The organism is Streptomyces sp. NPDC012825 (genome assembly GCF_042900925.1).
Taxonomy (GTDB): Bacteria; Actinomycetota; Actinomycetes; order Streptomycetales; family Streptomycetaceae; genus Streptomyces.
In genome coordinates, this window is the sequence record NZ_JBIBBZ010000008.1 from 184,799 (window position 1) to 208,037 (window position 23,239).

19 protein-coding genes are annotated in these 23,239 nt (G+C 74.1%); 6 read left to right on the plus strand and 13 right to left on the minus strand.

Translation table 11 applies throughout. The features are described 5' to 3' along the window. Positions 1 to 42: 42 nt before the first annotated feature. From ACFY7E_RS19495 to ACFY7E_RS19530, 8 genes are all read right to left on the minus strand, one after another. Positions 43 to 2,379, minus strand: a complete 2,337-nt coding sequence (locus ACFY7E_RS19495; RefSeq protein WP_389486435.1) for an arylsulfatase — start codon at positions 2,377 to 2,379, stop codon at positions 43 to 45. Continuing rightward, complete coding sequence (locus tag ACFY7E_RS19500; protein ID WP_389486437.1) at positions 2,376 to 3,320, minus strand: formylglycine-generating enzyme family protein; 945 nt, start codon at positions 3,318 to 3,320, stop codon at positions 2,376 to 2,378. The genes ACFY7E_RS19495 and ACFY7E_RS19500 overlap by 4 nt, the downstream gene beginning before the upstream one ends. Beyond that, the gene (locus tag ACFY7E_RS19505) at positions 3,317 to 5,209 is read right to left on the minus strand and encodes a dipeptide ABC transporter ATP-binding protein (protein ID WP_389486439.1); all 1,893 of its coding nucleotides are present in this window, start codon (positions 5,207 to 5,209) and stop codon (positions 3,317 to 3,319) included. Before ACFY7E_RS19505 ends, ACFY7E_RS19500 begins: the two co-directional genes overlap by 4 nt. Then, entirely contained in the window at positions 5,206 to 6,063 is an 858-nt protein-coding gene (locus tag ACFY7E_RS19510; protein ID WP_389486441.1) for an ABC transporter permease, read from the minus strand. Before ACFY7E_RS19510 ends, ACFY7E_RS19505 begins: the two co-directional genes overlap by 4 nt. 5 nt (positions 6,064 to 6,068) lie before the next feature. Continuing rightward, complete coding sequence (locus tag ACFY7E_RS19515) at positions 6,069 to 7,013, minus strand: ABC transporter permease (protein WP_389486443.1); 945 nt, start codon at positions 7,011 to 7,013, stop codon at positions 6,069 to 6,071. Between the two features lies 1 nt (position 7,014). After that, entirely contained in the window at positions 7,015 to 8,613 is a 1,599-nt protein-coding gene (locus ACFY7E_RS19520; RefSeq protein WP_389486445.1) for an ABC transporter substrate-binding protein, read from the minus strand. 346 nt (positions 8,614 to 8,959) lie between these two features. After that, positions 8,960 to 9,031 carry a putative leader peptide gene (locus ACFY7E_RS19525; protein ID WP_313896399.1) on the minus strand — a complete coding sequence of 24 codons (72 nt, stop codon included), beginning with the start codon at positions 9,029 to 9,031 and terminating at the stop codon, positions 8,960 to 8,962. A 76-nt stretch (positions 9,032 to 9,107) separates the two neighbouring features. Beyond that, positions 9,108 to 10,340 (minus strand): ROK family protein, encoded by a 1,233-nt coding sequence (locus ACFY7E_RS19530; protein WP_389486447.1) that lies wholly within the window; start codon positions 10,338 to 10,340, stop codon positions 9,108 to 9,110. Between the two features lie 565 nt (positions 10,341 to 10,905). Between ACFY7E_RS19530 and ACFY7E_RS19535 the strand changes: the two genes are divergently transcribed. Beyond that, on the plus strand, positions 10,906 to 11,940 hold the full coding sequence (locus tag ACFY7E_RS19535) for a TauD/TfdA dioxygenase family protein (protein WP_389486449.1): 1,035 nt from the start codon (positions 10,906 to 10,908) through the stop codon (positions 11,938 to 11,940). After that, on the plus strand, positions 11,937 to 13,349 hold the full coding sequence (locus ACFY7E_RS19540; RefSeq protein WP_389486451.1) for a sulfatase-like hydrolase/transferase: 1,413 nt from the start codon (positions 11,937 to 11,939) through the stop codon (positions 13,347 to 13,349). The genes ACFY7E_RS19535 and ACFY7E_RS19540 overlap by 4 nt, the downstream gene beginning before the upstream one ends. 52 nt (positions 13,350 to 13,401) lie before the next feature. Here ACFY7E_RS19540 and ACFY7E_RS19545 read toward each other — a convergent pair whose 3' ends face one another. Next, entirely contained in the window at positions 13,402 to 13,767 is a 366-nt protein-coding gene (locus ACFY7E_RS19545) for a cupin domain-containing protein (protein WP_383440039.1), read from the minus strand. A 314-nt stretch (positions 13,768 to 14,081) separates the two neighbouring features. Between ACFY7E_RS19545 and ACFY7E_RS19550 the strand changes: the two genes are divergently transcribed. Both ACFY7E_RS19550 and ACFY7E_RS19555 read left to right on the plus strand, forming a co-directional pair. Beyond that, positions 14,082 to 14,447: an SPW repeat protein gene (locus ACFY7E_RS19550; protein WP_389486453.1), complete on the plus strand. Its 366-nt coding sequence runs from the start codon at positions 14,082 to 14,084 to the stop codon at positions 14,445 to 14,447. Positions 14,448 to 14,659: 212 nt separating this feature from the next. After that, complete coding sequence (locus tag ACFY7E_RS19555) at positions 14,660 to 15,013, plus strand: DUF805 domain-containing protein (RefSeq protein ID WP_389486455.1); 354 nt, start codon at positions 14,660 to 14,662, stop codon at positions 15,011 to 15,013. 85 nt (positions 15,014 to 15,098) lie between these two features. Here ACFY7E_RS19555 and ACFY7E_RS19560 read toward each other — a convergent pair whose 3' ends face one another. From ACFY7E_RS19560 to ACFY7E_RS19570, 3 genes are all read right to left on the minus strand, one after another. After that, a complete protein-coding gene (locus tag ACFY7E_RS19560) occupies positions 15,099 to 16,022 on the minus strand; it encodes a carbohydrate kinase (protein WP_389486457.1) in 924 nt (307 codons plus the stop codon). A gap of 75 nt (positions 16,023 to 16,097) precedes the next feature. Further along, positions 16,098 to 16,637 carry a GNAT family N-acetyltransferase gene (locus ACFY7E_RS19565; RefSeq protein WP_389486459.1) on the minus strand — a complete coding sequence of 180 codons (540 nt, stop codon included), beginning with the start codon at positions 16,635 to 16,637 and terminating at the stop codon, positions 16,098 to 16,100. Between the two features lie 49 nt (positions 16,638 to 16,686). Further along, positions 16,687 to 18,462, minus strand: coding sequence for an NlpC/P60 family protein (locus ACFY7E_RS19570; RefSeq protein ID WP_389486461.1), 1,776 nt, complete (start codon positions 18,460 to 18,462; stop codon positions 16,687 to 16,689). Positions 18,463 to 18,823: 361 nt separating this feature from the next. On the opposite strand from ACFY7E_RS19570, the gene ACFY7E_RS19575 reads away from it, so the two are divergent. After that, positions 18,824 to 20,281, plus strand: coding sequence for a PP2C family protein-serine/threonine phosphatase (locus ACFY7E_RS19575; RefSeq protein ID WP_389486463.1), 1,458 nt, complete (start codon positions 18,824 to 18,826; stop codon positions 20,279 to 20,281). 51 nt (positions 20,282 to 20,332) lie between these two features. On the opposite strand, the gene ACFY7E_RS19580 is transcribed toward ACFY7E_RS19575, so the two are convergent. After that, complete coding sequence (locus ACFY7E_RS19580; protein ID WP_389486465.1) at positions 20,333 to 21,826, minus strand: hypothetical protein; 1,494 nt, start codon at positions 21,824 to 21,826, stop codon at positions 20,333 to 20,335. Positions 21,827 to 22,059: 233 nt separating this feature from the next. On the opposite strand from ACFY7E_RS19580, the gene ACFY7E_RS19585 reads away from it, so the two are divergent. Then, the gene (locus ACFY7E_RS19585; protein WP_389486467.1) at positions 22,060 to 23,187 is read left to right on the plus strand and encodes an aminoglycoside phosphotransferase family protein; all 1,128 of its coding nucleotides are present in this window, start codon (positions 22,060 to 22,062) and stop codon (positions 23,185 to 23,187) included. Positions 23,188 to 23,239 lie beyond the last annotated feature (52 nt).

A 23,239-nucleotide genomic window follows, 5' to 3' on the forward strand; every position in this document is an offset into this window, starting at 1 on the left:
GCCGTACCGGCCCCGGCCCGGGGCCGGGACGGGGCCGGGCTCCTACTCGAAGGCCGCGGCCGCCTCCTTCAGCGCGGCGGCGACGGCCTCGGGCGCGTCGGGGCCGGGGGCGCCGGGCCGGTAGGTGACGGAGCGGAGGCGGCCGGTGAAGCGGAAGGAGCGGTGGCGTTCGTAGAGCGGCCAGGAGACCGGGGACTTGCGGTCGACACCGACGCTGATGCCCTGGAAGGGGGCCATGCCGATCAGCTGGTGCACGCTGTCGGGCGCGGCCCGGTGCTCGCCGTCGACCGTGACGGCGAACCGCCAGCGCAGCCCCTCCTCGGCGGTGGCGGAGACGAGGATCTCGTGCGGGCCGGGGCCGAGGGGTCCGGCGTCGGTCTCGTGGAGGGTGCCGTACTCGTTGTACGCGAGGACCAGGCGCCCGTCCTCGACGTACAGGCTGTAGCCGCCGCCCTGGTCGCCGTGGGAGACGAGGACCCCGTCGCCGGTCTCCTCGACGGCGACGGCGATCTCGAAGGAGCGCAGGGAGACGAGCCGGGAGGAGCGGTAGCGCTCCAGCTCGGGGGTGCCGGGCAGCAGGGTGAGCGGGCGGGACAGGCGCTGCTCGGCGGGGTTGCGGCGGGCGAGGGCTCCGCTGTGGTCAGGCAGCGGGAAGACGCCGTTGCGCCAGGCGGCGTCCTCCCAGGCGGCCGACAACTCCTTGACGATCTCGGGGTGTTCGGCGGCGAGGTCGTAGATCTCGGTGGGGTCGGTCCGGATGTCGTACAGCGCCCACTCGGAGTCGTCGTAGGGGGCGCCGGGGCGGTGCAGGGTGACGAGCTTGTGGCCGTCGCGGTAGTGGCTGCGGTTGCCGGTCATCTCGCAGTACTGCTCGGGGTGGGTGGAGTCGTGGGAGGGGTCGGCGAGGACGGGGGTGAAGCTGACGCCGTCCGGTTCCTGGAGGGGGACGCCCCTGCGGCTCTCCGGCCGGGCGAGGCCGGCGAGTTCGAGGAGGGTGGGGGCGATGTCGGTGACGTACTGGTACTGGGGGCGGAGCCCGGCGGCGAGCCGGCCGTCGCGGACGCCCTCGGGCCAGGACAGGACGAAGGGCACGCGGACGCCGCCGGCGTAGGTGTGGCCCTTGTAGAGGCGGAAGGGGGTGTTGGAGGCCATGCCCCAGCCGCGCGGGTAGTGGACCAGGCTGCGGGGGCCGCCGATCAGCTCGGGGTCGCGGTCGACGTCGGGGTCCCAGTCGCCGGGCAGGCGGGGGTGGTGGACGAAGCGGCTGAAGTAGGAGCGGGTGCCCTCCGCGCCGCCCTCGCCGGTGCCGCCGTTGTCGGAGGTGAAGACGACGACGGTGTTGTCGAGTTCGCCGAGCGCGTCGAGGGTGGCGGTGAGCCGGCCGAGGTTCTGGTCGATGTTGTCGACGAGGGCGGCGTACACCTCCATGTAGCGGGCGTAGAGCCGCTGTTGCTCCTCGGTGAGGGAGTTCCAGGCGGGTACGTCGAGTCCGGCCTCGCTGTTGCGGGCGGGGAGTTCGGTGCCGGGCGGGAAGAGTCCGGCGGCGAGCTGGGCGGCGAAGCGCCGCTCGCGCAGGACGTCCCAGCCCTCGTCGTAGCGGCCCCGGTGACGGGCGATGTCCTCGGCCCTGGCCTGGAGGGGGCCGTGGACGGCGTTGTGCGCGAGGTAGAGGAAGAAGGGCTTGTCGGGGTCGTGGGCGCGCAGCGACTTCACCATGGAGATCGCCTGGTCGGTGATGTCGTCGGTGTAGTAGTAGTCGTCGGGGAACTCGTCGATGTCGAGCGGGCTGTTGTCGCGGACGAGCTGGTGCGGGTGGAAGAGGCTGGTGAGGCCCTCCAGGACGCCGTAGTACTGGTCGAAGCCCTTCTGGAGCGGCCAGTTGCCCCGGTGGTCGGCGGCGTTGGAGGCGGAGTCGCGGACCAGGTGCCACTTGCCGACGGCGTAGGTGGCGTAGCCGGCGTCGTGGAGGAGTTCGGCCAGGGTGGGGATGTCGTCGGCGATCTCCATGCCGTAGCCGGGGAAGCCGGGGTCGGAGTTGGCGACCATGGCGTAGCCGACGCGGTGCGGGTTGAGACCGGTGAGCAGGGCGGCGCGGGCCGGCGAGCAGAGCGGCATGGTGTGGTAGTTGGTGAGTCGCACGCCGTCGTCGGCGAGGGCGTCCAGGACCGGGGTGGGGATCTCGGAGCCGAAGGGGCCGATGTCGCTGAAGCCCATGTCGTCGACGAGGACGACGACGATGTTGGGGGCCTTGGCGGGCGGGGCGGTACGGGCGGGCCAGGCGGGCTCGGACTCGGCGAAGGTGCGGCCGACGCGTCCGGCGAAGCCCTCGTAGGGGTCGCGGCGGGAGGCGGCGGGGTCGTGCGAGGTGCCGGTGGTCATGCGGGGGCGGGTCCTTCCGGGGGGAGCGAGCGGGCGACGCGGAAGCCGCCGTGGCCGGTCGAGGAGTCGGGCGTGTTGTGGGAGCGGGCGGCGACCCGGTAGCGGTTGCAGTAGGAGGAGTGGCAGAGGTAGGAGCCGCCGCGGATGACGCGCTCGGCCGGACCGGCCGGGCCGCTCGGATCGAAGGCGTCGGCGCACCACTCCCAGACGTTGCCGGAGGTGTTGTACAGGCCGTGGCCGTTGGGCTCGTACGCGGTGACGGGAACGGTCCCGACGTGTCCGCCGGGCCGGTCGGAGCGGTGGGGGAAGTCCCCGAGCCAGGTGTTGCACCTCTCCCGGCCGCCCGGGGTGAGGTCGTCCCCCCACGGGTAGCGGGCGCCGTCGAGGCCGCCACGCGCCGCGTACTCCCACTCGGCCTCGGTGGGCAGCCGGACGTCCGCCCAGGCGCCGTAGGCGAGGGCGTCGTCGTACGAGACGTGCGTGACGGGGTGGTCGGCGCGGCCTTCGAGGTCGGAGCCGGGGCCCTCCGGGGCGTGCCAGGAGGCCCCTTCGACGCCGAGCCACCAGGGGGCCTGCGGGACCCGGCCGAGGACGTGGCGTCCGGCGGCGGGGTGGAGCAGGAGGTGGAAGACGAAGGAGGAGCCGAAGCGTTCGGCGTCGGTGCGGTGTCCGGTGGCCTCGGCGAACCGCGCGTACTGCTCGTTGGTGACGGCGGTGGCGCCGATCGCGAAGGGCGCGACGGTCACCTCCCGTACGGGCCCCTCGTGGTCGGCGGGGTAGCCCTCGTCGAAGGCGTCGCCCATCAGGAAGGTGCCGCCCGCCAGTTCGAGCAGGGGTACGTCCGGCGGGCCGGTCCGTACGGTCGGCGGCGGAAGCGGCTCGACGGCCGCCGGGGAGGCCCCGCCCGCGCAGCCGCGGCCGGGGGCGCAGCAGGCGCTCACGCGGACACCGCCCCGGCGGTGGCGGGCACGGGTGCGGCCGTGACCGGTACGGGTTCGGGCGCGGCGGCGAGCAGCGCGCGGGTGTAGGGGTCGCGGGGCCGCTCGCACAGCTCGTCGGCGACGCCGGTCTCCACGATCCGGCCCTCGTGCATCACGGCGATGCGGTGGCTGACCTGGCGGACCACGGCCAGGTCGTGGGCGATGAAGACGAGGGCGAGGCCCAGGTCGCGCTGGAGGTCGGTGAGGAGGCCGACGATCTGCGCCTGCACGGAGACGTCGAGCGCCGAGACGGGTTCGTCGCAGATGAGGACGGACGGCTCCGGGGCGAGCGCGCGGGCGATGCCGATGCGCTGGCGCTGGCCGCCGGAGAAGGAGCGCGGGTGCCGGCCGGCGGCGGCCGGGTCGAGGCCGACGAGGCGGAGCAGCTCCGCGACGCGGCCGGCCCGCCCGGCGGGGGCGACGGTCCCGAAGGCCCGCAGCGGCTCGGCGACGATCTCGCCGACGCTCATGCGGGGGTTGAGGGAGGCGTACGGGTCCTGGAAGACCATCTGGACGCGGCGGCGCACGGCGTGCAGCTCGGCGCGGCCGGGGCGGGTGACGTCCCGGCCGTCGAGCAGGATCCGGCCGCCGTCGGAGGGGTGGGCGTGGGCGAGGACCCGGGCGAGGGTGGACTTGCCGGAGCCGGACTCGCCGACGATGCCGAGGGTCTCGCCCGCCGCGAGGGTCAGGGAGACGTCGTCGAGGGCGGTGAAGGTGCGGCGGCCCCGGCCCCGGTAGGTCTTGCGGAGTCCCTCGGCGGCCAGGACGACGGCGCCGGGCGCGGGTCGGTCGATCCGGGCGGGCGGCGGGGGCGGCAGCGGCTCGGCCCGTTCGGCGGCGGGCAGGCAGGCCGCGCGGACGGTGTCGGTGAGGGCGGTGAGCGGGGGCGCGGTGGTGTGGCAGTGGTCCTCGGCGAGGGCGCAGCGGGCGGCGAACGCGCAGCCGGCGAGCGGCAGGGAGAGATCGGGCGGGGTGCCGGGGATGCCGGTGAGGCGGGTGCCGGAGGGCGCGGAGAGGCGGGGCACGGCGGCGAGGAGGCCGGCGGTGTAGGGATGCCGGGGCCGGGTGAGGACTTCGGCGGTGGGGCCGTCCTCGACGACGGTGCCGCCGTACATGACGAGGACGCGTTCGCAGGCGCGGGCGACGACGCCCATGTTGTGGGTGATGAGGACGAGGGCGGTGCCGGTGGTGCGGGTGAGGTCGCCGAGGAGGGTGAGGATCTGGTCCTGGACGGTGGCGTCGAGGGCGGTGGTGGGCTCGTCGGCGAGGAGGACGTCGGGTTCGCCGGCGAGGGCCATGGCGATGAGGACGCGCTGGCGCTGGCCGCCGGAGAACTGGTGGGGGTGGTCGTCGAGGCGGCGCTCGGGGTCGGGGATGCCGACGAGGCGCAGGAGTTCGACGGCGCGGGCGCGGCGGGCGGCCTTGTCGCGGCGGGTCGTCCCGCCGGTGTTCCCCGTCCTGTCGTCTCGGTTCCGGTCGCCGTGCGCCCTGAGCACCTCGTCGAGGTGGCGGCCGATGCCGAGGACGGGGTTGAGGGCCGTCATCGGGTCCTGGAAGATCATGCCGATCCGTGCGCCGCGCACCTCCCGCAGCCGTTCCTCCGTGGCCGTGGCGAGGTCCTCCCCGTCGAGGAGGACGGAGCCGCCGGTGATCCGGCCGGTGCCGGGCAGCATCCGGAGCAGGGCCAGGGCGGTGGTGGACTTCCCGGAGCCGGACTCGCCGACGACGGCGAGCGTCTCGCCCGCGCGGAGGGTGAAGGAGACGTCCCGCACGGCGTGCAGGGGCCGGCCGTCGGGGGTGGTGAACCCCACGTCCAGGCCCCGGACTTCGAGGAGCGGAGGGGTGGTCATCGGCGTATCTCCCGGTTCAGTGCCTCGGCGGTCAGGGAGAGGCCGAGGACGAGCGCGGTCACGGTCACGAGCGGTCCGGCGGCGAAGTGCAGGGCCTGGGCCAGGTAGGGCATGGACTGGCTGAGGACGGCGCCGAGGGTGGGTTCGGGCGGTCGGACGCCGACGCCGAGGAAGCTCATGGCGCCTTCGATGAAGACGGCGACGGTGAGGGAGACGGCGATCTGGACGACGAGCGGGTCGGCGGCGTTGGGCAGGATGTGCCGGGTGAGGATCCGGCCGCCGGAGGTGCCGCCGACGCGGGCTGCCGTCACGTACTCCCGGCCGCGCTGGACGAGGATCCCGGTGCGCAGCAGCCGTCCGAAGACGGGGATCTCGGCCAGGGCGATCACCGTGATCACGGGCAGTCGGCCGGGGCCGAGGATCGCGGTGATGGCGAGCGCCAGGATCAGTCCGGGGAAGGCCAGGATCAGGTCGAAGGCGCGCTGGACGACGGTGTCGGCGACCGGGTGCGCGGCGGCGGCCAGGGCGAAGAGGCAGCCGAGGAGCGCGCCGAGCGGCACGGCGACCGCGATGATGCCGAGGTCGGCGCGGATGCCGTGGAGCAGCCGGGACAGCAGGTCGCGGCCGAGGTCGTCGGTGCCGAGCGGGTGTCCCGGGGTGCCGGGTCCCGCGAGCGTCAGGGCGCTCTGGTCGGTGGGGCCGTGGCCGGTGAGCAGCGGGGCGAGGAGTCCGGCGAGGACGACCAGGCCGACGAGGGCGAGTCCGGTGCGGCCGCGGGCGGTGGCGAGGGCGGCCCGGTAGGGGTGGCGGGGCCGGCGCGCGAGGGGCGGCGCGGCTTTCGTGAGGGTGGTCATGGCGGTCACTCCCACCTGATCCGGGGGTCGAGCCAGGCGTGGACGAGGTCGGTGAGCAGTTGGACGAGGACGAAGACGGTGACGAGGAGGAGCAGGAGGTCCTGGACGACGGGGTAGTCCCGGCGGACCAGGGCCTGTTCGGCGAGCTGGCCGAGGCCGGGCCAGGCGAAGATCGCCTCGACGAGGACGGCGCCGCCGAGGAGGTTGCCGGTCTGCATGCCGAGGAGGGTGACGACGGGCGGGAGCGCGTTCGGCAGGGCGTGGCGCCACAGCAGCCTGCGGGGTGCGACGCCGGCGGCGGTGGCGGTGCGGACGTAGTCCTCGCCCAGGGCGCGTTCGATGCCGTCCTTGAGGTAGCGGCCGAGGACGGCGGCGCTGGGCAGGGCGAGGCAGAGGGCGGGCAGCAGCAGGTACTGGACGCCCAGGTCGGGTGCGATGAGGAGGGGGACGCGGCCGCCCGGGGGCAGGACGCCGAGGAGGACGGAGAAGAGGAGGACGAGGAGGACGCCGGTGACGAAGGGCGGCACGGCGAGGGCGCCGGTGGTGACGACCCGTACGGCGGTGCGTACCCAGCGGCTGCGGGAGGTGGCGCCGAGGATGCCGAAGGCGGCGCCGAGGACGACGACGGACAGCAGGGCGGCGAGGGTGAGTTCGACGGTGGCGCCGAGCCCGTCGCCGATGAGGTCGGCGGTCTGCCCGCCGATCGCGTAGGACGGCCCGAGGTCGCCGGTGAGGAGGCCGCCGAGCCAGTGGAGGTACTGGGCGGGCAGGGGTTCGTCGAGGCCGAGGCGGGCCCGGATGGCGGCCTCGGTCTCGGCGCTCGCGTCGGGTCCGGCGAGGACGGCCGCCGGGTCGCCGGGGACGAGCCGGAGGACGGCGAAGGCGACGAAGGAGGCGACGAGGAGGACGAGGAGCGCGGAGGGGAGCCTCCGCAGCAGGTAGCCGCGCATCTCAGCCCGCCAGGTAGGCGTCGTCGAGGTTGAGGTAGGCGAACTTGTTGAGGGTGACGCCGTGCAGCTTCTTGGCGGCGACCTGGACGGAGCCCCGGATGACGAGGTCGATGATGAACGCCTCGTCGAGGAGGGTGTCGGTGATCTGCTGCCGCAGGGCGTTGGCGCGGGCGCCGGTCCCGGGGGTGGTCCAGGCCTCGCGGACGACCTCGGTGTAGGCGGCGGAGCGGAACCCGGAGGTGTTCTTGGCCTCGTTGAAGGGGTAGGCGCTGACGGCCAGGGTGGAGGGCTGGACCTGGGCGAAGCCGTGGCTCATGGTCCAGAGGCCGGGCATGGACTGGGAGATGAGGTTCTTCTGGGCGGTGGCCGGGTCGGTGGGTTCGAGGGTGACCCGGACGCCGATCTGCTTGAGGTCGTACTGGATGGCCTCGGCCACCGCGGTGTCGCCGGGCAGGTTGATGTGGAGGAGCGGCAGGTCGAGCGTGGTGTGGCCGGCGGACTTGAGGAGTTCGCGGGCCTTGCCCGGGTCGTAGGTGTAGTGGGTGCGGCCGGCCTCGCTGAAGGCGGGCGAGGACTTGGGCCAGGGGGTGGCGGAGGCGAGTCCGTAGCCGCCGAGGACCTGCTTGAGGATCCGTTCGCGGTCGATGCCCCACGCGAGGGCCTGCCGGACGGTCTTGTCGTCCAGCGGGGCCACGGTGGTGTTGACGCCGAGGTAGTGGGCGCCGCCGCCGGTGGCGTACTGGCTGATGACGAGCTCGGGGTCGGCGGTGAGGACGGCGAGGTTCCGGCCGGGGACGCCGTAGGAGAGCTGGGTCTGGCCGGTGCGCAGGGAGGAGAGGAGGGCGTCGGCCTGGGCGATGACGCGGAACTCGACGGCGTCCAGGTAGGGGCGGTCGGGCTGCCAGTACTTCTCGTTGCGGGTGAGGCTCAGGCCGGTGCCGGGGCTCCACTTGGTGAGCTTGAAGGGGCCGGTGCCGTTGAGCCTCTTGCCGGCGACGGCGTCCTCGACGCTGTTGCGGTCGGTGATGATCATGAACTCGAAGAGGTCGAACAGGTTGTTCACCGGGTGGGCGAGCTTGAGGACGAGTTCGTGGTCGCCGCGCTTCTCGAAGCCGGTGATCGCGGCGGCGGTGGACCGCAACTGGGCGGCGCGGAGCGGGTTCTGGAGGTTCTTCACCGCGAAGATCACGTCGTCGGCGGTGAAGGGCCGGCCGTCGTGGTAGGTGACGCCGGTGCGCAGCTTCAGGGTGAGGGAGCGGCCGTCCTTCGCGTACTCCCAGGAGGTGGCGAGCTCCGGCTGCGGCTTCAGCCGGTCGTCGTAGCGGATGAGCGTGTTGTAGACCAGGCGCTGCTGGAGCGACTGGCTGCTCTGGGCGAAGAGCAGGCTGGGCGTGAAGTCCGAGTTGACGGCGACGGTGAGGGTGCCGCCGCGCCGGGGCTCCGCGGTCGCCTCGGTGCCGGGCGCCTCGGAACCGGCCTCGGAGACCGCCGAGCGGCAGCCCGCCAGGCCGAGCCCGAGCAGCAGGGTGCCGCCGCCCGCGGCACGCAGGGTGGTGCGCCGGGAGAGGGCGGTGGGCGTGGTGGGGTACAGCTCGGTCATCGGTGCCTGCCTGTGAAAGGGGTGGAGGTCCGCAGGGCGCGCGGATTTCTTTCCGCTGCGGAAGGAATGGGCCACGAGGAGGTGGAGGGGGGCGCGGAGCCGGGTACGGGGGTACGCGGAGCCGGATACGGGGTTGCGGAGAGAGGGGTACGGCGACGGGGCCGGGGTCACGGAGCCGGCGGGGGCTTCGGCCCCCTCGTGTCACGGAGCCGTGACGGCGCGACCGGCCGGCGGGCGGAACGCCGGGGCGCTCGCCGGCCGTCGGTGACGGGGGTGCGGCGGGCGGCCCGGGTCCTGCGGGGCCGGTACGGGAGCGGTGCGGCCGGTGCGACGACCGGCGCCGGGATCAGGCGCGGACGGCACAGACCGCGCTGGCCTGTCGACAGAGGTCGACGTGCCTGCGGGAGATGAGGCGCATGTCCGGATTCACGGGAGCAATATGACAGCGGCTTCGCGGAGTGGTCAACCGGCGTTGACCGCATTCCGAGACGGTGTCAGTGGCCCGCCTCTGTCGGCAGGAGTTCTTCGAGGGTCTCAAGAGGCCTTCTGAACAGGGGATTCAGCAGAACCGTACCCGCCGCGACGGGCAGTGTGGCCGGTCCGGCATGTGGACTGACGATGCGTTCGGGGTCTCCGCAGACGTGCGAGAGGTCGATCGCGGCCCCCCGGATCTCCTCCAGGTAGTCCGGTTCGATGACGCTGGCCTGCTCGGTCACGACGACCAGGTCGGGGTTGAGGACGTCGAGCAGGAGTGCCACCGCGCGGCCGACCGCGCGGGCCCGTTCGCGCAGCAGCCGGTCGGCGCGCCGGTCCCCGGCCGCGGCCGCGTCCACCACGAGGGAGGTGTCGGGCTCGGGCACGATGCCGCGGCGCACGGCGGTGCGCCCGAGGGCGGTGTTCGACGCGGTCGCCTCCAGGCAGCCCGAACGCCCGCAGGGACAGGGGGCCGTGGAGTCCGGGACGGGCAGGTGCGCCACGTCGCCGGCCGCCGCCCCCGGCCCCTGGTGCACGACCCCGGCGAGTCCGACGGCCGCGTCGACGACGTTGCCGACGAAGAGGTGCACGAGGCTGCGGCGGGCGGCGGGCCGCCCGAAGAGGATCTCCGACTGGGCGATGGAGCGGGCGTGGTTGTCCAGCCGCACGGTGCGTCCGCCGAGGCCACGGGCGAGTTCGGCGGCGAGCGGCCGGCGGCGCCAGCCGAGGGCGTCGTGGCGGACCACCACCCCTCCGGCGGGGTCCACCCAGCCGCCGATCGCGGCGCCGACCCCGAGGAGGGGGCGGCCCCGGGCGTGCTCGTCGAGGAATCCGCCCAGTTCGCGGGCGAGTTCCCCGGGCAGGGCGTCCGGCGCGATGCCCTCGTGTGTGTGGGTGTGGCGGGCCAGGACCCGGCCGCGCAGGTCGACGAGGGCGAAGGTCGAACCGGGGACACCGAGGTGGACGCCGCCGACGACGGGTCCTCCGGTGGCGCCGACGTGCAGGTCGACGGGGATCTGGGGTCGCCCCACTCCCCCGCCCCCGGCGAGCTCGGGCAGCTCGCGCAGGAGACCGAGGCGGGTGAGGTCGGTGGCCTGGCGCGAGACGGCGGCGGGACTGAGGCCGGAGAGCCGGGCGACGGCGCCGCGGGCGACCGGCCCGTGGTCGAGGACGGTCCGCAGGACGGTGGCGGCGTTCGCCTCGCGCCTGCCGTCACCGGCCATCCGGGGCCCGTGCGGGGTGGTCGCGGTCATGGGTGCCTCTCTGGTCACTGTTGCGGCGGTGTGAAATCCGGGACGACCGCCGATGCGACCGCCCTCCGCCGTCCGGCACCGGCCCCGCTCCCCGGCCGGGAGCGGATCGTCGCTGGTCAAAGCGGGTACGGCCGGGTGCGGAAGGCCGGGTCGGCGGCGTCGGCCAGGCGCCGATTCAACCACCGGGGGCGGCGGTTCGGGGAGCGGACGGGCGCTTGACGCGCGACGGCGGTCGCTGCGAGGCTCCGGGACATGTTCGCGACCTCCTCCTGTCCCGCCGTCTCCGGCGCCTGACCCTCGCGACTCCTCGCGTGACCGGTCCGCCGGTCCCGCTCCCGTGACCCGGCCCTTTCCGGATCCACCGCACCCGAACAACGTCCTTCCGTACCGCTCCGCACCGCTCCGGGCCCTTCACCCCGCTCCACGACCCGGACGGCGCATGCGTCCGGTGGAGGCGTACGTCCACGCCGGCCCACTCGTCGGCTCATTACTTCCGCTCCGAGATTAATTGCTCCGGGCCCGCTCCGGGGCCCTTGGACTCCCGCGATCCCCGAAAGGACACCTCATGTCGACCACCGTCTCCCCCGACGTCCAGAAGAACACCGCCCAGAAGACCGCAGCCCAGAAGATCGCCGTCCGGAAGGTCGGCGGCCGTCTCGGCGCCGTCGTCTCCGGCGTCCGCCTCGGCGGCGACCTGCCCGCCGAGACCGTCGCCGAGATCCGCGCCGCGCTCCTGGCGCACAAGGTCGTCTTCTTCCGCGGCCAGGACCACCTGGACGAGGAGGCCCACGAGGCCTTCGGCCGCCTCCTCGGCACGCCCGTCGCCCACCCCACCGTCCCCTCCGCCGACGGCCGCTACTCGCTGCCGATCGACTCGGACTTCGGCGGCCGGGCCAACCAGTGGCACACCGACGTCACCTTCGTCCCGGCCTACCCGGCCTTCTCGATCCTGCGCGCGGTCGTCGTCCCGCCGTACGGCGGCAACACCCTGTGGGCGAACACGGCGACCGCGTACGAGAACCTCCCCGAGCCGCTGCGGGTGCTGACCGACAGCCTGCGCGCGGTGCACTCCAACGACTACGACTACGCGGCCCTGCGTCCCGGCGTCCTGCCCGAGCAGCTCGCGCGCTTCCGCGAGATCTTCTCCTCCACGAAGTTCCTGACCGAGCACCCGGTCGTGCGGGTCCACCCGGAGACCGGCGAGCGGACGCTGCTGCTCGGCAACTTCGTCCAGCGGATCAGCGGTCTGACCGGCGCCGACTCCCGGGACCTGTTCTCCCTCCTCCAGCGGCACGTCGAGCGTCCGGAGAACACCGTCCGCTGGCAGTGGCAGGTCGGCGACGTCGCCATCTGGGACAACCGCGCCACCCAGCACTACGGCGTGGACGACTCCGACGAGCACGACCGCAAGCTGCGCCGGGTGACCATCGACGGTGACGTGCCGGTCGGCGTGGACGGGCGCTCCTCGGTGCTGCTCGCGCCCGAGTCCGTGCCGGACCCGGCGTTCGGCATCGCCTCCGGCGCCTCGGCGGCGACGGACGCGGCGGACGGCTCGGCGGACGGTACGACGGCCGGCGCGGCGGAGGCCGCCGCCGTATGACGAGTGTCCCGCCCCGGGTGATCGTGGTCCTCACCGACCAGCAGCGGTGGGACACCGCGGGCGTCCACGGCAATCCGGTGGGGGTGACCCCCGAGTTCGACCGGCTGGCCCGCGAGGGCACGCTGATCGAGCGGGCGATCACCCCCAACCCGGTCTGCGCGCCCGCCCGTTCGGCGTTGCAGACCGGCCGCTGGCCGACCTCCGCCGGGGTCTTCCGCAACGGCCTCGCGCTGCCGGAGGACGTCCCCACCCTCGCCTCGGTGCTCGGGGCGGCGGGGTACGCGACCGGCTACATCGGCAAGTGGCACCTGGCCGGCGAGGAGAACCCGGACGGCCCCGTGCCGCCCGGGCGCCGGGGCGGCTACGCCCACTGGCTGGCCTCGGACCGGCTGGAGTTCACCTCGGACGCGTACCGCACGGTGGTCCACGACGAGGAGGGCGAACCGGTCCGGCTGCCGGGCTACCGCTCGGACGCCCTGGTCGACGCGGCGATCCGGTTCGTGGCCGACCACCACGACCGGCCGTTCCTGCTCTTCCTCTCGCTGCTCGAACCGCACCACCAGAACCCGACGGACGACTACCCGGCCCCCACCGGATACCGGGAGCGGTACGAGGGCCGCTGGCTGCCGCCGGACCTCGCCGCGCTGAGCCCCGGCGCCCCGCAGGGCGGCGCGCACCGGCACCTCGGCGGCTACCTCGGGCAGGTCAAGCGGGTGGACGAGGGGGTGGGCCGGCTCCGGGACGCGCTGCGCTCCCTGGGCATCGAGGGCGACACGGTCCTCGCCTGGACCGCCGACCACGGCTCCCACTTCCGCACGCGGAACTCCGAGTACAAGCGGTCGGCGCACGACTCGTCGGTGCGGGTGCCGTGGGCGCTGACCGGCCCCGGCTTCCGGGGCGGCGGCCTGGTCCGGCGGCCGGTGTCCACGGCCGACCTGATGCCGACGCTGGTCGAGGCCGTGGGACTCGACGTGCCCGAGGGGGTGCAGGGCCGGTCGCTGCTGCCGCTGGTCGGCGGCGGGACGGACCCCGGCCGGCCGGAGTCGGTCTTCGTCCAGATCAGCGAGGACCTGGTCGGCCGGGCGGTGCGGACCGAGCGGTGGAAGTACGTGGTGTCGGCGCCGCCCGGGACCGACGCCTGGCGCGAGCCGGCGGCCGACCGCTACCGGGAGACGGAGCTGTACGACCTGGCCTCCGACCCGTACGAGCTGGAGAACCTGGTGGGGCTCGCCTCGCACCGGGAGGTGGCCGACGGACTGCGGGAGGCGCTGGCCGGGTGGCTGCTGCGGGTGGAGGGGGCCGAGCCGGTGATCGAGCCGGCCGCGCCCCGCTCGCTCGACCAGCGGCGTCCGGAGTCCTTCCCGCACGACCGGGTGCCGTGGGAGGGGGTGAGATTCGGACACCGCTGAGGCACACGGCCGCACGTCAGGCGAGTGGGGTGGGCCAGACAGATCGAATAGGTCAGGCAGGTTTGGCGTAGTCCCCGAAGCCCGCCCAGTCGAGGACCACGCACGGCTCGTCGTCGAGGACCCACGCGTCGTGACCGGGTTCGACCCGCATGAAGTCGCCCGGTCCGAACTCCTCGGTCTCGCCGTCGTCCATGACGACCTTCATCCGGCCGCTGACGACGTACCCGACGTGCGCGGCCCGGCAGCTGTCGGTGCCCGCGATCGGTTTGACGTGCTTGGTCCACTGCCAGCCCGGCTCGAACACGGCGCGGCCGACCGGGCCGCCCGCGCTGGTCAGCAGGTCCAGCCTGCCCTTGCCGTCCTCGAAGGGACGGGTCTCGTCCGCTGAGTCGAAACTTCTCCGCACGATGCCGGTCATCGTCCGCTCCCGGCGCTGGAAGGCCGATTCCCCGAGTTCCCTTCCAGGCTACGCCGGGTCCTCGCCGAACGGACGGCTTCCTCCGGCGGAACCCGACACGTCCGGGGTCCGGATTCCGCGCACGTTCCTCGAGGACAGAACTCCACATAAAGGCCGGGTAAGAGCACAATGAAACAGCGGCGCGATGCGCCGCGAGAGCGGCCCGACACGCAAGACGCCATAAGGAGGCGAGTCACACGGCCGACGTCTCTCATCGCCCCGGTGACATCTCGGGGCACCCCGACGCACCGGAAATGCGGGACCGTTACGCCCGCATGCTCCAGACCCGAGATGTGGCGGCGGTCGAGGAGCTGGTGATCCTCGCCGGTGTCTACGCCGCGATCTCCGCGTGGACGGTCCACTTCGCCGCGGCCCGGCCGGAACTCGCCGTCAGCAACCTGGTCGTCGGCATCGCCCTCGCGGTCCTCGGCCTGTGCATGTCGATGGTCCCCGAGCGGGCGCAGGACCTGAACTTCGTGGTCCTGCTGCTCGGCGCGTGGCTGATCGTCTCGCCGTGGGTCGTCTCCCGGGGGCCCGACACGGGCATGATCCTCAGCAACGTCATCACCGGCGCGTGCGTCTGCCTGTTCGCCCTCACCGCCGGCGGACTGCTCATGAGCAAGAGCAGGAGAAGGACGTGACGTCCGGTTCCTCCCCGTCACCCTCCTGATCCTCGTCCGGAACGGCGGCATCCCAACTCCCGGGAGGTGCCGCCGTTCCCCGTTCCCCGTGGGCGAACCGCATCCGCGCGGTAACGAATTGACCCACGCTCTTTCGGCCACATAAGTTCTGCGTAAAGCTTGCTCCACAGGGACAGGCTCCCGCACGCACACGCAGTCCTTGGGGGGACAAAGTGAACTGGTACCTCGACGTTCTCAAGAAGTACGCGGTGTTCAGCGGCCGGGCGCGCCGCAAGGAATTCTGGATGTTCCAGCTCTTCAACGTCATCGCGGTGATCATCCTCAGCATCCTGGACGCCGTCCTCGGCATACAGATCCTGAGCGCCGTCTACGCGCTCGCCGTCTTCCTGCCGTCCCTCGGCGTCTCCGTCCGGCGTCTCCACGACACCGGCCGTTCCGGCTGGTGGATCCTCATCGCCCTGATCCCGCTCGTCGGCGGCATCATCCTGCTGGTCTTCAACTGCCTCGAGGGCGAGCAGCAGCAGAACGCGTACGGCCCGAACCCGAAGCTGGCCCCGGCCTACTGACGGTCCCCGCGCCGAAGCACCACACATCCCCGTGGCCCCCGGAGGAATCCTCCGGGGGCCACGGCCGTGTCACGCCCCGGCAAGGTCACTTTCCGGCCGAGTCCTCGCAGGCCGCGTCCAGTTCGGCCCGGTCCGGCGGCCGGGCCCCGGCCCGGGAGACGGTCACGGCCGCGGCCGCCCCGGCCCGGGCGAGCAGCCCGGCCAGTTCCCCGGCGGAGAGCGCGCCGAGGGCCGCCCGGTCCCGGGCGGCCAGTGTGTCCAGGGCGGCGGACATGAACGAGTCGCCCGCGCCGACGGTGTCGACGACGTCCGCCGGGGACGCCCCGGCGGCGACCGTGTGGTGCCGGGTGACGGCGAAGGAGCCGGCCGCGCCCCGGGTGACCAGGACGACGGCCGGGCCGAGGGCCAGCCAGCGGGCGGCGACGGCCTCCGGCGTCTCCGCCGGGTACAGCCAGGCCAGGTCCTCGTCGCTCGCCTTGACCAGGTCGGCGAGGGCGACGCAGCGTTCGACGCGGACCACGGCCGGCCCGTGCTCCCCCATCAGCGCGGGCCGCACGTTGGGGTCGTAGCTGACCGTGGCCCGGTCGCGGAACCGCTCGGCCCCGGCCAGGACGGCCGCCGCGCCGGGGTCGGTGACGGCCGCGACCGAGCCGATGTGCACATGGGCGGGCGCCTCCCCGGGCAGCGCCCCGGTCTCCAGCGTCCAGGCGATGTCGAAGGCGTACGTGGCCCGGCCCTCCGCGTCGAGCCCCACGACCGCCGACGGGGTGCGCTCGGGGTGACCCCCGACCTGCACCCGTACGCCCGCCCCCTTCAGGTGGTCGCCGATCAGGCGCCCGGCGGGATCGTCGGCGAGCTGGGTGAGCAGGGTGACGTCCCGGCCGAGGCGGGCGAGTCCGTACGCGACGTTGGCGGGGCTGCCGCCGGGATGGACCCGGTCGGCGCCGTCGGAGCCAGCGGGCGCGCGGACGATGTCGGCGACGCACTCGCCGATCACCAGGAAGGACATGGGTCGGAGCTCCTCGGTGCAGGGGTCCCGGCGGGCGGGCGGGCGGTCACGGTGGGAGCGGCGGGCGGAGGGGCCTCAGGCGGCCCGGTCGTCCCGTCGCCGCCGGTACAGGACCTGGTGCGCGTCCCACTCCACGAAGGAGTCGGCGTGCTCCAGGCCGACGGACTCCAGGAGCCGCCGGGAGCGGTGGTTGGCCTCCTGGGTGACCGCTACCACGCTCGGCGTGCCCTCCAGGGCCCGCGCGACGGCCGCGCCGACCGCCTCGCGCGCGTACCCGTGCCCCCAGTGCTCGGGCAGGAACTGGTACGAGACCTCCGTCTCGCCGTCCCGCCCGCCGTCCTCCACCGTGACGAGCCCGAGGAGGACGCCGTCCCCGGCGCGGATCACGGCGTGGAATCCGGGCGCCCCGACGATCCGCCGCCGCCGGATGCGGATGACGGGCTCGGTGACGGGACCGCCGAGGTGGCGCCGTACGTCGGGGTCGGTCCACAGGCGTGTCACGGCCGGGAGGTCGGCGCCGCGGACGGGTCGCAGCAGCAGCCGCTCGGTGCGGAGCGGCCGCCGCGCCGCCGGTGGTGGTGCGGGGGCCCGGGCCGGGCTCGCTGAGGTGGGCACCGCTCCATCCTCTCAGCCCGGCGCGGAGCGGAGGCCCCGGGGCCGCGTGTCAGACGCGGTGCACGGTGTGGAGCTTGACGGCGTACGTGCCCGTGCCGTCGAGGGTGGAGGCTCCGCCCAGGTCCGCCATGGTCGGTCCGTTGCAGGTCTTGCGGCTGGAGAGGAAGCGGCGCCTGCCGGTCGTGTCCGTGCCCAGGTGGATGCCGACGTGGTCGACCGTGACGGTCTGGCCGTCGTCGCCCGAGTCGGCGTTGAAGAGGACCAGGTCGCCCGGCTGCAGCAGGGCCGCGGCCGGCGGGGTGCCGCCGGCCGTCCGGTCGATGCGGACGCCCGGCGCGTGGTCGGCCATGTCGCGGGACTTGCGGGGCAGTCGGGTGCCGGAGGTGTCCGCCCCGGCCGCCAGGGGGACGCCGTGGTGGTGGCCGAACACCATCCGGGTGTAGCCGGAGCAGTCCAGGTTGCCCATCTGCTTGCTCGACGGACCGGTGTACGTGCCGTCCGGGAAGGTCCAGCCGAGGTTCATGTACTCGTGGAAGTCGGCGCCCTCGTAACGGTTGCCCCGCGGGTCGAGGTAGCCGTAGCCGGCGCGGCCGAGGACCTGCCGGCCGGCCGCCGGGCCGGCCCCCGCGGTCACGGCCGGGCCGCCCGGCAGGAACATCGCCGCGCAGGCGAGCACGTCGGGCGCGGTGGAACCGGCCCAGGACCGGATCCGCTCCTCCAGCTCCGGGGTCCAGGTGCCGTCGAACGGCCGGTCCAGGACGCGCACCCAGTCGCCGTGGGTGACGGTCGGCGGGACCTCCCAGGTCGCGGCGGTCACCTCGAAGCGGCTCACGGTCAGCTTGACCGGCAGGTTGGTGCAGCCGTCGTTGGCGAGGGCGCGCAGTCCCACCCGCCCCTTGGCGAAGGCGGCGTCGCTCGTCTCGACGGTCCAGGCGGCGGGCTCGGCGGTGGCCGTGCGCCAGGCCTTGGCCCTGATCCCGGTGCCCTCGCGGCGGACCCTTATGGTCCACTCGGTGCCGGCGGCGACCCCGGTGGCCAGGGGGACGGCCGGGGCCAGCTGCGTGACGGTGTCGGCGATCTCCTTCTCGACGCGGAGCTCGACCGCCCCCGAGGTCGTGAACGACAGCCGGGCCCGGTAGTTGTTGTGCGTGTCCTGGTAGCCGAAGGACAGGGCGTACGAACAGGCCTGGCCGGTGGGCACCTTGTCGAAGGAGGCCACCGCGCGCACGTCGACGTCGGTGATCTCGCCGTCGCGGATGCTGGCGTGGCGGCTCGCGTAGTCCGTGGTCAGGTTGATGACGCCGGCGCCGGGGGTCACCGAGTAGTCGCCGGCCTGGCCGCCGAGGGTGGTCCAGCCGCCGCCGGCGGGCGCTGTGCCCCAGTACACGCGGTCGGCCTCGGGGAGGGCGGTGTCCGGCAGGGTGCGCCGGAAGTCGTCGGCGAAGGGTCTCTTGTCCTCGGTGAAGGTGCGCTCGGGGCCGGGGAGGACCACCGTGCGGGCGCCGTGCGTCAGGAGCGCGACGCGCTTGCCGCCGGAGGTGACCTCGGTGCGGGCCGGGGTGCCGGGGAGCACGGTGGTGCCGAGCGCGCCGAGGGTCACGGAGGTGAACCAGTCGGCGCCGAGGGGGCTGACGGTCACGGCGGAACGGGGGCCGTCGAGGCCGGCCGGGAGCGCGGCGCCCGCCGGGGCGGCGGGAGCGGCCGGGAGCGCGGCCCGGGCCGGGGCGGCGGCCAGCGAGGTGAGGGGGACGGCGGCCGCGGTGGCGGTCAGCGCGGTGAGCAGGGTGCGCCGGGACGTGCCGCCGCTGCGGGAGGTGTGAGTCATGGGAGCCATCATCCGGACGGCCCGGAGGCGGGACGCGGCCGGGGGTCGAGAAGCGGGCCCGGCGCCCGTCGCTCTCCGCGACCGGTCTCGTACACACATCCGCGATCACCGAACCTTTGCCGCCATCCGTCCCCTCCCTTCCTCGTCCGTGCTCCCACCAGGCCGTTTCCGTGACCGCCCGCCGTCCTCCGGCACGATCCGACCCTCCGCGGCCGATAATCGCCGGGCCTTTGACATATGCCGGAAGCACCACCGGATCGAGTGTTGCCAAACCTCTTACGGGCCGTCCCGGGCTGTGCAACAGTCGTATGCGGGCCTCCTCTTCACTTTCGGCCGCGCCGCGCCTGTATCGGAGTACGACATGCCGTCCCCTCTGTTCGCGGACCGTCCCGCCCAGCCGCCGGAGCCGGGCGCGGTGGACGCGCTGATCTCGCAGACCCGCCGCCTGCGCGGCGAGGTCGACGCCGTCCGCCGGGACGCCGCGGCGGACGAGGACGACCCGCGGCAGCGGTGGCAGCAGGCCCTCTGCGATCTGGCCGTGCACCAACTCGACGATTTAGGCGCCCAGTTGGGGCAACTGCGGGCGGGCGTTCCGGTGGGGGTCCCGCCGGAGACGAAGAGCGGCGCGGGGTTCGCGACCGACCCCGGCACAGCGTACGGCGAGACCGCGCCGGCGCGCACCGGCGCGCTGCTCTCCCGGGTCGGCAGCGCCGAGTGGAACCTGCTCACCGACGAGGTCAGCTGGTCCGAGGAGCTGTACCGGATCTTCGGACGCACCCGGGAGAGCGGCCCGTTGTCGCTCGACGAGATGCCCACGATGGTCTTCGCCGAGGACCAGCCCGTCCTCCAGGGGATGGTGACGGACTGTCTGATCGACGGGAAGCCGATCGACGGCGAGTTCCGGATCGTGCGGACCGACGGGCGGGTGCGCACCGTCCACATGACGGGCGAGCCCGTCCTCGACTCCGACGGCTGCACCGCCTCCATGTGGGCCGTCCTCCGTGACGTGAGCGAACTGCGGCGCAGCGAGCGGGCGGTCAGGGAGAGCCGGGCCGGTCTGGAGCGCAGCCGGGACATCGAGCGCACCGAGCGCCGGGTCGCCGTCGAGCTCCAGGAGGCGGTCCTGCCGCCCTGGCGCGGCTCGCTGCGCTTCGCCCACGACGGCCCGGCCCCGCTCGACGTGGCCGCGCACTACCTTCCGGCCGCCAGCACCGGACTGATCGGCGGCGACTGGTACGACGCGCTCGCGCTGCCGGACGGGGACGCCCTGCTGACCGTCGGCGACCTGACCGGACACGGGGTCGCCGCCACCTCCTCGATGGCGATGCTGCTCGGGGCGCTGCGCGGCATGGCCGTCGCCGGGATCCGCCCCGCCGCCCTGATGGGCCACCTCAACCAGCTCCTGGAGACCTCCGTACAGCCCGCGCTCGGCAGCGCCATGTGCTGCCGGTACGACCCCGTGGCCCAGACCCTGAGCTGGGCGCAGGCCGGCCACCCCGCCCCGCTGCTCTTCCGCGACGGGACGGGGCGCGCCCTCCGGCGGCCCGAGGGCGTCCTGCTCGGGGCGACGGCCGGCGCCGCGTACGACGAGGCCGAGACCCGGCTGCTCCCGGGCGACCTGCTCGTCCTGCACACCGACGGGCTGACCCGGGGCGGCGGCACGGACGACGACACGGGCGCGCGGCGGCTGCTCGCCCTCGGCCCCCGGCTCGCCGGGACCCGGGACGCGCAGGAGGGCGTGCGGGCGGTGGTCGAGGAGTTCGGCGAGGAGTCGCGCGAGGACGACGCCTGCGTGATGGTGGTCCGGATCGGCCACTGAGCCGACCGGCAGGCCCCGGTCCTGGTCCCCGGCCCCCGAAGGGGCCGGGGATCAGGCCTGTCCGGGCCTCGGGCGGCTCACCGGGGACTGGGACAGGGCCAGCTGGATCTCCTCGCGCAGGACGTCGGTCCTGGCGTAGTCGGCGTACTGGCCGGTGAGCCGGTACATCTCCCGCAGCCGGTCCCAGGTCCGGTGGGACGAGGTCTCCCCCATGGAGGTGAGGGCGAGCCGGGCGTACCGGTCGGCCTGCTCCGGGTCGTCGGCGAGGAAGCAGGCCGAGGCGAGGGAGATGTGGTCGAAGAGCTTGGACCGCTCGTGCCCCTTGCCCCGCAGTTCGAGCGCCAGCTTGGCGTGGCGCTGCGCGGGGACCGCGGCGGCCGGGTCGTGGTCGGCGAGGGTGCGGTAGGCGAGGGCCTCCATGCCGTGCATGTCGGCCTCGTCGAAGTTCTGCATCCAGTCCGGCGTCGCCTCGTCGCGCCGGTCCGACACGAACAGGTCCTCGGCCTCGCCCAGAGTCCGGCGCATGGCCTGGCCCCGGCCCATCGACGCCTGCGCCCAGGCCTCGATGGTGTGGAACATGGCCCGGGTCCTGGGCAGCAGGCGGTCGCCCGAGCCCGTCTTGGCGAGCTTCATCAGGTCGAGGGCGTCGTCGGGCCGGCCCAGGTGCACCATCTGGCGGGCGGCGCGGGAGAGCGCCTCGCCGGCCCGGGGCCGGTCGCCGCTCTCGCGGGCCGCGTGGGCGGCGATGACGAAGTACTTCTGCGCCGTGGGTTCGAGGCCGACGTCGTGGGACATCCAGCCCGCGAGGACGGCCAGGTTGGCGGCGACGCCCCACAGGCGCCGCTGGAGGTGGTCGGCATGGCGGTAGGCGAGCATGCCGCCCACCTCGTTGAGCTGGCCCACCACGGCCTTGCGCTGGAGACCGCCGCCCCGGGACGCGTCCCAGGCGCGGAACACCTGCACCGAGCGCTCCAGTGCCTCGATCTCCTCCGACCCGATGGGGGCGGCCTCGTAGCGGTCGAACCCGGCGGGGTCGGCGTGGAGGGGATCGGTGGCACGCGGAGCGGCGCCCGGACGGGCGGGATCGGTCTGCAGCCAGTCGTGCATGGCGTTGCTGAGTACGGAGCCGGCGGCGAGCGCGGCACCCGCGCCCACCAGGCCGCGTCGGTTGAGCATGAGGTCCATTCCCGTGAATTCGGTGAGGACCGCCGCCGTACGATCGGGTGGCCAGGGCAGTTGGTCAGGGTTCTCCGTCTTGCCGACGTCCTGCCGTCTCCCTGTACGCCCGCGTCGCGCGAACCCGAGGTCCTCGATGGTCACGACACGGCCGAGTCGCTCGGTGAACAGTGCTGCCAGCACCCGGGGAACGGGGTCGCGCGGGGTCTCGCCCCGGTCGATCCACCGCCGCACCCGCGAGGTGTCGGTCGCCAGCTGGGGGTGGCCCATGGCCGCCGCCTGCCGGTTGACGAGTCTCGCGAGTTCGCCCTTGGACCAGCCGGCCAGGCCGAACAGGTCCGCGAGACGGGTGTTGGTTTCTCCGGTCACGTCTAAGCCCCCAGGTTCTCGGCTGAGTTGACAGTAACCCCCTGTCATGGGGCTGGCGACTATTCGCCAGGGTTCGCCAGGGTGCGCCCGATGTTCCGCCACCCGCGCGCGGGTGTCAGGTAGGAACGCGCCACCCCGCCCCGTCGACCGGCCCTCATTCCCCAGGGTGCGGACCGGGGGCGGGCGGGGCGACGCACGCAACTCGTCGGCGCACGAAGGGATCTGTCACCTCCATGTACACAGCATCGTCCTCCGTGTCCGCCCCGCCCCGGCCGCAGCACCGCATCGTCCCCGCCGGCGCCGGACCGTACCTCGCCCCCGTGCCCCAGGCCGTCCGGCCGCGGCGCTGGGCGGGCGGCACCGGTACCCAGCCGGTCAGCGGGAGGATCGATCTGTCCGGCCCCCAGGGCGCGCAGCTGAAGATGGCGATCGCCTCGGTCCACCGCATCTGTCCGGAGTTCAAGCCGGTGCAGGTCCTGCGGCGCAGCGGTCGTTCCGTACTGATCGTCGGGACGACCGGACGGACCACGGCGGTCGCCAAGTGTTTACTGGACCACTCGCCGGCCTGGGTGGAGCGGTTCCGGCACGAGATAGCTTCCTACCGCGCCTTCGTCCGGCACCGCCCGCCGGTGCGGGCGCCCCGGTTGATCGCGGCGGACCCGGAGAACTGCACGCTGGTGATCGAGCGGATGCCGGGACGGGCGGCGGCGCTCTCGCGCCACCCCGTCGAGGCCCCGCCCCGCGCCGACGTGCGGGCCGCGCTCGGCGCGATCGCCCGGCTCAACGCCTGGCGGCCGCCGGCCGGGACGTTCGACGCCCCGCTGGACTACGGCGCCCGGATCGCCCGCTACCATGAGCTCGGGCTCTTCACCGACCGGGACCGGGACGACCTGCAGAAGCTGCTGCACGGTCTGGCGCACGCGGGCGGACGCCAGGGCGCGGGCCAGTTCTGCCACGGCGACGCGCTGCTCTCCAACGTCCTGCTCTCCCCGGCCGGCCCGGTCCTGGTCGACTGGGAGCACGCGGGCTGGTACCTGCCCGGCTACGACCTGGCGACCCTGTGGGCGGTGCTCGGTGACGCGCCGCTGGCCCGGCGCCAGATCAGTCAGCTCGCCCAGCAGGCGGGCCCGGCCTCCCGGGACGCCTTCCTGGTGAACCTGATGATCGTGCTGACGCGGGAGATCCGCACCTACGAGACGGCGGTGCAGCGCACCATGAAGGAGGCTCCGCCGGCCGGTTCCGTGCCGGTGCCCTCGGGGGGGCTCGCTCCCGGGGAGGAACAGCGGCTGCTGCTCAGGCGGCTGCACGACGACTGCGCCATGGCACGGCGGGCCGTGCGCGCGGCGGTCGGGACGCGCTGAAGGGCGGGTCCCGCCGGCCACGGGGGTGGTTGCGCCGTGTGCCCGGTGCCGA